This is a genomic window from Streptomyces sp. NPDC027962, from assembly GCF_055566095.1.
The window spans coordinates 1-5,062 of record NZ_JBVHTA010000087.1 but is presented as its reverse complement, the minus strand read 5'-3'; the positions used below and the strand labels follow the sequence as shown (position 1 = coordinate 5,062).

Below are 5,062 nucleotides of genomic sequence, written 5' to 3'. Positions count from 1 at the left end.
GGCGTTCGTGATCGGACAGCTCCAGAGGCAACGGCTTCGGACCAGGCATCACCCCACCCTACAACCGCAAGCGAACTAACGACTCAGGACACTAGTCCGCCAAGCGGCTGGCACCGCTGTTCAGAGGGGATCTCGGACTCCGGTGGACGACTGTGGACCGTCCCGGATCTAGGCGCCATTGAGACCGCAATTGAGACCGCCAACCACCGTCGGTGTTCAGTGGCGCGACGGGGAGCGGTTACGCAAGAGGGGTCAGCGCGGTGCGGGCTGCGTTGAGGAAGTCGTTGTGTGCGGCGGGGTGTTGATGGGCGGGGGCGTTGGGGCGGAGGACCTGTTCGAGGGCTTCGGCGGCTGTGGTGACTGTGTCGGGGCCTTCGAGGCGTAGGACGTTGAGTGCTTCGCGGACGGCGACGATCGCTGTGTTGTAGTCCTGTCGGCGCTGTGCCGCGTCGGGGGTGCCGAGGGCGTTTTGCCAGGCCAGGTGCTGTTGATGTGCGGTGTCAGTGCGGCCGAGGTAGGTGACATATGCGGCGCGGCGGACGTCGCGCTGACTGGCGAGGGCTTGTTCGCTCAGGTTCCGGCGGGCGACGTCGAGTTGCGCGTTGGCCTGGATGCGTCCCGCATCCCACGCGGCGGCTGCCTGCTGGCGGCCAGTTTCCCATGCGGCGTCCGCCTGACGCTGCCCGGCCGCCCATGCGGCGGCTGCCGCGCTGCCCGGCGGAGCCCCATCCCCGGCCCGCCTCCGGTCCGACGCGGCAGGGACCCCGTTCGACTCCCGCGCGCACAACGATCCTATGATCGATGCCTGCCGACGGGGAGGCGCACCATGTCAGGGAATTCCGAACGGGAACCGGTTTTCGAAAGTGCGAGCAGCGCGGACCAGGACGCGGGCTTGCGACTGAACAGCGGACCACCTGGGCCGTACGCGCCGGGCGTCACGCCGACGCCGGTGGTCCCGTACGCTCCGGGCGTCACTCCGCCCTCGGCAGGACTGTTCTCTCCGGGCGGGTCCCAGGACTTCGCTTCGACGCCGACCCAAAAGAAGGCAGCGGCCGGCACGATCGAGACGGAGCTGGAGCCGAACACCAAGAAGGCCTCGGAGCACGCGGACGACGCCACCGGGTCGGCCCAGAAGGGCTTCGAGGGCTGGGACACGGCCGCCGGCCTGAAGAAGGTGGCGGACACCTGGGACCAGCAGGTGAAGACCCTGATGGGCCGCCTCGCCGGCGAGAAGAGCGCGCTGCGCGGCGCCTCGGGTCTCTTCACTCAGAACGACACCGGCCTCGGCAACCAGTTCCTGTCGCAGTCGAAGCTGAACGGCCTGTAGGGGGACCGCTGTGCCTACGTACCACGAAGTCATGACCACGGACCTGGGCCTGCTGACGACAGCGGCCACCAAGTGGGATGCGATGGCGGGCGAGTTGCACAAGGTCGAGATCCGCTACGGCGAAACCGTGCAGAAGATATCGACCGGCGGCCAGAACTGGGTCGGTGTCAGCGCCGGCGCCGCACAGACGGGTTTCACGGCGACCCGCTACGAGTACTCGGCCTCGCAGATCCAGGCCAAGGCGATCGCCAGCCTGTTGCGGGACGCCCATGCGCAGTTCACGGACCTGAAGAAGCGGGTCGAGAGTGCCCGGGCCGAGGCGATAGCCGCCGGCATGACCGTTTCGGAGCAGGGGCGCGTGGCCTTCGACTACGCCAAGCTCACCCCCGCCGAGCGCAGCGCCTACCAGCACGACCCCGACGGCGAGACCTCGATCCGCACCGCAGTCGCCAAGTGGCAGCAGCACATCGACGATCGGGTGAAGGCCGTCACCCAGGCAGACCAGCACGTCAAGATCGCCCTCGATGCCGCCGTAGTCGACAGCAACAAGGACAACTTCGGCAAGGGCGCCGACCAGACCCTCAATGGTTTCAACGCGGGCGCCGAGGGCGACTTGGCGAAGGTTCCGATGCCGGGAGCAGCCGACAAGGACGCCACCACGAAGACCGACGGGTGGCAGTCCGAGGGCAAGGCCTCGGCGACCGGTCCCGGAGCAGGCGCTGCTGCCTACGGCCCCCAGTACGGCAAGGAGGCCTCGGCCAAGGCCTATGCCGACCTCGGCCATGCCACTGCTGAAGGATCTCTGACCAACGGGTCCATGAAGCTTTCCGGGATCGCCGACGCCTATGCGGGGGCCCGGGCCACCGCCAACGTCGGGTTCACCGAAGGTGGCCTCACCGGCAAGGCCGAGGCGTCCGTGGGCGGGCGGGCGCTGGCCGAGGGCCGGGCGGAGTACGGGCACATGGGCTATTACATGCGCGGTGAGGGATTCGCCGGAGCCGAGGCCGGAGTCAGCGCGGGGGCGAGCCTGAGCGGCGTCAATGCGGGTGCCAAGGCGTTCGCCGGGGCGAAGGCCTCGTACGCGGGAGGTGGAGAGCTCGCCGGGATCGGCGCCGGCGGGACGGCCGAGGGATGGGCCGGGGCGGGCGCCGAGGCAAAGGTGACCTTCGGCAAGGGCGAGGACGGCAAGTTCCACATCGGTGGCGAACTCGGCGTCGCTGTCGGCCTGGGCGGAAAGCTGGGCGGAGAGTTCACGGTCGACCCGGCCAAGGTCTCGGCCGCCGCGAGCGACGCCGCCAACGCCGTCGGGGATGCGGCCGGTGCGGTCGGCGACGCCGCCGGCTCCGTCAAGGACGAAGTCACCAGCTGGTTCGACTGATGTACGTTTCAGTGGAAGGAAGGACCTGAATGGCCACGACTCTGCCCCTCCCGATCGAGTTCCGCCTGCCGGAGGGCTGGATCCCGGCACCGCCGGACGAGGTCGACGCTCCGGCCGTGGCCTTCGTCGCTCTGCACCCGCGGGCGGATGCCGGGTTCACGGCCAACATCACCATCGACGGCGACTTCCTGCCGGAGGCCGAGACGCTGGAAGGCGTCGCCGATGACGCGGTGGAGCGCCTGCGCGACGGCGCCGAGTCCGTGGCGGTGGTCCAGCGTCGCGGCGTCGGATCCGCGGAGGCTCCCGGCCTCACGCAGCGGCTGGCACTCACGGCGGTCGTCGCAGGCGTGCGCCGCGACCTCGTCCAGTCGCAGGTCTATCTGGCCATGCTGGACAGCACGGATCCGAAGCGGCGCGCCGTGATCCGGATGATCCTGACCGCCACCGCGACGCAGCACGACAGCGTCCTGGAAGACTTCCAGGACTTCCTCCGCACGGTCCGCCCGGACACCGGGCAGGAGCCCTCCGGCGGGGCCCGATAGCGCCTGGTCAGGCGAGGTCGCGGGCCGGGCGGATCCGGTCCTGCTGCGGGGAGATGTTGTGGTCGGGGCCGGAGCTTCGTAGGTTGGGCGGATGGGCTTCTTCGACAGACTGACCGGCACCGAGCACCCCGACCGTGGTACGGCCCCGCGTTCCGCGGAGGAGGTCCGGGCAGCGCTGCTCGCGCTCAACGGGCCGGACGTGCCGTTCGTCGTGCGCGGTGGTGACCCTGAAGGTGCCGACCTCGTGGCGGAATGGCGGATCTCGGATCCCGCCTGGCACACCTTCTTCGTCCGCACCCAGGTGAGCCGGGTCACCCAGTTCAGGATGCGTCTGGTCCCGGCGTCCCACGAAGTCCGCACCGTCGATCGCCAGTTCGAGGTCTCGTGGGTCGGCGGTACGCCCAGGCTGGCCGTGTCGGCCGAAGGGTCGCGAGGGCAGGTGAAGACTGTGTCGTGGCGCCGGTCGGTCGAGCGGGGGGCCGAGGGTGACCTCCAGGCGACGGAGTTCTACCGCTTCGACACCTCGGACATGAAGGACCCGCTGCGGGCCGCGGTCCTCGGCGCGGGGTGGACCTGGCGCGGAGCGGTCTTCAAGCTCTGACCTCCGCCTGCCGGGCCCCGCCCGGGGGGTGCGGGGTTCCGGGGCGCGGCCTCCTCCGCAAGGCTGACCGGCCCGGCTGTCCGCGTGCTCGTGCTCCTCACGCGAGCGTGGCGCTTCACTCCAGCCGCCGGAGCGCAGGCCCGGCCGAGGGCCGGGCCGCGCGCGGTGAGCGGAGCGAGCCGCCTTGAAGCGAGGTAAGAAAGTTCTTACCGCGGTGTAGCGCCCGCTCTGCCAGCGGCAGAGCGGGCACATTCGCTTTCGAGGTCTGTTCGTACTGGTCAGGGCGTGATACGGGGCCGTTCAAGCCTGTTCATTCCCGTACTCCTGTCCACCGCGTGAACCCCTGTGGACCGCGCTGTACGGGGGTGAATGAGACGGAAACTGAGACGGAGCGGACCCGCGCTGACCTGTGCGTTAGTTCGTCAGCGCGTCAGGAGCGAGACGCTTCTAGAGCCGCGATCACGGTTGCGGGGTCGCCGTCGTAGGTGAGGTGCGGTTCGTCTGCCTCTGGGGGAACGAAGCGAGCGCGGTACCGCTGAAGGTCGCTCTCAGAGAAGTAGATCGAGTTGGGATCGTTCGCGTGGAACTCGTTGCGCTCGCTGATCCTCGCCCAAAGTTCCTCGTGGCTGGCTGCGAGGTAGACGAGGACAGGGGTTGCGCCGGCGTCGATGGCGACGCCTTGCCATCGACGCCGGTCCTCCGGAGTCCAAAAGCCGTGGTCAACGACAACATCGTGCCCCGCCTCAAGCTGCTTCCCGAGTTCAACTGCCACATCTTCGAGGACCGGCCGCTCAAGGGTGGGGAAGGTGCCCCGGGGAAAGTCCACTCCGTACACGCCATGGCGGCGGTGCATCTCTTCATCCGGGCACAGGCGCACGAACCCGCGCGCGGTGAGAGCGCGGGAAAGCGTGGTCTTGCCGGAGCCAGGTAGTCCGGCCATCAGGACGCAGAACGGCGGAGTTGGTGACATCGGTCTCGTCATGGTCTGGGAGATGGCAGCCATCTCTGCTTCAGCTTCGGGCGTGATTGTGCCAGCACGCCGGGCCGCAAGCAGTGCCCCTAGGTCCTGTCCGGCGGATCATGTGCGGAGCCATAAGCGGATGGCTGCGACGGTGACCGGTGGAAGACATACGCCCGCTTGTCGTACCTCGTCGCCACGGCCCGGAAGCTTTTGAGCAGGTTGATCGTCCGCTCGACTTCGTTGCGGCGCTTGT

At 68.9% G+C, this 5,062-nt stretch carries 6 protein-coding genes and 1 pseudogene; 4 read left to right on the top strand and 3 right to left on the bottom strand.

All coding sequences use genetic code 11. The annotated features are described in order from the left end of the window. Positions 1 to 238: 238 nt before the first annotated feature. Positions 239 to 787 (bottom strand): hypothetical protein, encoded by a 549-nt coding sequence (locus ACZ4SA_RS36565; RefSeq protein ID WP_468283063.1) that lies wholly within the window; start codon positions 785 to 787, stop codon positions 239 to 241. Positions 788 to 826: 39 nt separating this feature from the next. Here ACZ4SA_RS36565 and ACZ4SA_RS36560 point away from each other — a divergent pair, with 39 nt between their 5' ends. The 4 genes from ACZ4SA_RS36560 (at position 827) to ACZ4SA_RS36545 (ending at position 3,848) form a co-directional block, all read left to right on the top strand. Then, positions 827 to 1,327: a hypothetical protein gene (locus ACZ4SA_RS36560; protein ID WP_468283060.1), complete on the top strand. Its 501-nt coding sequence runs from the start codon at positions 827 to 829 to the stop codon at positions 1,325 to 1,327. Positions 1,328 to 1,358: 31 nt separating this feature from the next. Continuing rightward, positions 1,359 to 2,705 carry a hypothetical protein gene (locus ACZ4SA_RS36555; RefSeq protein ID WP_468283057.1) on the top strand — a complete coding sequence of 449 codons (1,347 nt, stop codon included), beginning with the start codon at positions 1,359 to 1,361 and terminating at the stop codon, positions 2,703 to 2,705. Positions 2,706 to 2,734: 29 nt separating this feature from the next. After that, complete coding sequence (locus ACZ4SA_RS36550) at positions 2,735 to 3,247, top strand: hypothetical protein (protein WP_468283054.1); 513 nt, start codon at positions 2,735 to 2,737, stop codon at positions 3,245 to 3,247. 91 nt (positions 3,248 to 3,338) lie between these two features. Next, entirely contained in the window at positions 3,339 to 3,848 is a 510-nt protein-coding gene (locus ACZ4SA_RS36545) for a hypothetical protein (RefSeq protein WP_468283051.1), read from the top strand. A 430-nt stretch (positions 3,849 to 4,278) separates the two neighbouring features. Here ACZ4SA_RS36545 and ACZ4SA_RS36540 read toward each other — a convergent pair whose 3' ends face one another. Together ACZ4SA_RS36540 and ACZ4SA_RS36535 are read right to left on the bottom strand one after the other, a co-directional pair. Then, positions 4,279 to 4,851 carry a P-loop nucleotide/nucleoside kinase family protein gene (locus tag ACZ4SA_RS36540; RefSeq protein ID WP_468283048.1) on the bottom strand — a complete coding sequence of 191 codons (573 nt, stop codon included), beginning with the start codon at positions 4,849 to 4,851 and terminating at the stop codon, positions 4,279 to 4,281. 75 nt (positions 4,852 to 4,926) lie between these two features. Then, a pseudogene (locus tag ACZ4SA_RS36535) lies at positions 4,927 to 5,062 on the bottom strand (IS5/IS1182 family transposase); the annotation flags it as partial.

Excerpts from the sequence above, each read along its gene's own strand:
- ACZ4SA_RS36555 (WP_468283057.1), top strand. The coding sequence starts at position 1,359 with ATGACCACGGACCTGGGCCTGCTGACGACAGCGGCCACCAAGTGGGAT.
- ACZ4SA_RS36545 (WP_468283051.1), top strand. The coding sequence starts at position 3,339 with ATGGGCTTCTTCGACAGACTGACCGGCACCGAGCACCCCGACCGTGGT.
- ACZ4SA_RS36540 (WP_468283048.1), bottom strand. The coding sequence starts at position 4,851 with ATGGCTGCCATCTCCCAGACCATGACGAGACCGATGTCACCAACTCCG.
- ACZ4SA_RS36560 (WP_468283060.1), top strand. The coding sequence starts at position 827 with ATGTCAGGGAATTCCGAACGGGAACCGGTTTTCGAAAGTGCGAGCAGC.
- ACZ4SA_RS36550 (WP_468283054.1), top strand. The coding sequence starts at position 2,735 with ATGGCCACGACTCTGCCCCTCCCGATCGAGTTCCGCCTGCCGGAGGGC.